Below are 2,365 nucleotides of genomic sequence, written 5' to 3'. Positions count from 1 at the left end.
CCGCAAAAGAAGTGGTCACTGAGGGCGGTCGTATCATCAAGGATGCAGAGCAAGTGGCCGAGGGGCTTGCGGAGGTAATTCCCGGAGCGCAGACGGCCGAGGAACGCCTGAAGCGGCAGGTGGAGGAGCTGACCGCCAAGGCCCGGCAGACGGAGCTGTATCAATTCGCTGCCGTGGGGCTGCATGCATTCGGTACGACGCTGGACGCGCTGTCCGAGGACCAGAAGAAGGCGTTGGAGTTCGACATTGCGTCGAAGGTGCCTGGCGTCACACCGCAGGAGATTGCGGCCGCGCTGGACTTTGTGCAGCGTGAAGCGACTGCAGCGGCAAGCACGCCGCTATATACGGCGGCCAATGCGTTCACGCAGGCTCAACAGGCGCCGGCCCAGCCACAGGCAACGGCATAACCGGATTCAGCAGACCTTCAGTGTCTGCTCAGTACAGGCTCAGCACGGTCCTGTACATTGAGCCTATCCATTACCCCACTCCTAATGTGGCCCCTGCGAAGCTGCAGGGGCCGCTTTTTTATTGGGATGACAGTGTTGCCGTCTCTCAAAAAGCAGAAGGTCACGGCGTAACGAACGAGTTCTCCGATCTCACTCCGGGTCGGGGGGGCATCGTACGGGCGGTACTCCGCAGTGAGTTCTTTTTGTTCCTTGCCACATTTCTCTCACTGTACAGCTGTACCTTTTGTAATTTCGTGTTAATGTAATAAATAGGGTTGACTCTGAAAACGACAATCTGGGGTGGGGTGTACAAAACTATGAGTGATCTGAAGAACGTTTTTAGTAATATCCGTAATTCAGGAAGTTTACCTATACTTTTCGTTGGATCAGGTATCTCAAAACGGTACACAACCAACGATTACAAATGGGATGAATTATTAATTAGGTGTATCGCTGAATATGAATCGGACCCTGTAAGAAAATACAAGGCTTATGAGATGCAAGCTCGGAGACAAGCAGCTAATTCCGAAAATAGCGAAGAGGTTCTTACCCGTATAGGTTCAATGATTGAATATGATTTCAACATGTCAGTGTATAATGGAAAAATACATATGGACGTTTCGGTGGAAAATAGTGTGTCACCTTTGAAACGATTTCTGTCTAACCTATTGAGCGGATATAACATTAAGGAAGAAATGATGGACGAGATTAATCTTTTGAAGAAGCTTTCTAAAAAAATGCTAACGGTTGTGACAACTAACTACGACACATTTTTAGAAGACCATATCTTCACAACACACACAAGGGTTACTGGAACGCCGATTTTTCTAGGGGGTGAAATTGGTACTTTACTTAAGATGCATGGCTGTGTCACTGAGCCCGAATCAATCATCCTAACACGTGAAGACTACGTAAGAATGGAGCGTCGGAGTAAGGTGTTAGTTGGAAAACTGATACACCTTTTCACCGAGAACCCAGTTATCTTTCTTGGGTATTCTCTGACCGATGTAAGCGTTCAAAGGTTATTGGTAGATATCTTTAGTTGCGTAGAATCTCCTTATGATTTCAAGCGTTTAAAGGAACGGCTTATTTATGTGGAGTACGATAAAAAAGAGTCTGGCGTAGATATTGGTGATTTGATTAAAGATGTGGATGGGCGTAGCATCCATATGACGAAAATTAGACTTTCTAACTACATGGTTCTACTTGAACATATGTCCGAAATGGAAAAAATAACTAAATTAAAGGAAGTATTGTGGCTAAAGGACTTAGTTCAGAACTTGGTTGTAAACTATCAGGGAAGCAAAACGAAGATTATTCAGATGAGTGATGACTCGGAGGATTATTCTGGTGATGAGGTTGTAGTCGCCATCGGTAAGGAAAAGGACATTCCAGACACCTTGCAGGAAAGAGGACTATTGGGATTAGAAGGAGATGATATATTCCGTGATATCGTATTCAACGACATGCCAACTGTTAGCTCAAAGGAATCATTGCTAAAAGCTTTGGAAAAATTGTCTCATAGAAACAGCCGTACACTTCCGGTTCACAAGTATCTAAAGGGATTCCAAGGTGAAATTCCTCCCGTATTGCAAGAAATCCAAAGCAAAGGACCAGAAGATATCCTGAGTAGGACTATCAAAAAAGATCGTCCTATGTTTGACGAGTTCTTTGCCCAGAATCCTGAAATCAGCTTCGAGGAAATATATCAATCTAGCTTGCCTAACGTTAGAAAGTCAAATTTTTTGGTTCTTAAAGCTGCACTTCATGCTGATGCCCAGGAACTAAGAGAGTTTTTGGAACGTCGTTTTCATGACATTCCTAACTCAAGTTTCGCACCCGAATTGAGCCTGTAATTTCTTGAGTTCGTTGGAGCTGTGGGTCATGTAAAAGCAAAAACATCCTCATATTTCTGGTAG

Annotated in this window: 2 protein-coding genes; both read left to right on the top strand. The window is 44.9% G+C overall.

From position 1 onward, the window contains the following. Positions 1-407, top strand: a 407-nt coding sequence (locus G463_RS21250) for a hypothetical protein (RefSeq protein WP_211227444.1), incomplete at its 5' end; no start/stop codon positions are given. Between the two features lie 356 nt (positions 408-763). Further along, positions 764-2,302 carry an SIR2 family protein gene (locus tag G463_RS0117170; RefSeq protein ID WP_084171872.1) on the top strand — a complete coding sequence of 513 codons (1,539 nt, stop codon included), beginning with the start codon at positions 764-766 and terminating at the stop codon, positions 2,300-2,302. Positions 2,303-2,365 lie beyond the last annotated feature (63 nt).

This window comes from Alicyclobacillus contaminans DSM 17975, assembly GCF_000429525.1.
In the GTDB taxonomy this organism is placed as follows: Bacteria; Bacillota; Bacilli; order Alicyclobacillales; family Alicyclobacillaceae; genus Alicyclobacillus_A; species Alicyclobacillus_A contaminans.
The sequence above is the reverse complement of the archived record's forward strand: the minus strand, read 5'-3'. Positions and strand labels throughout refer to the sequence as shown.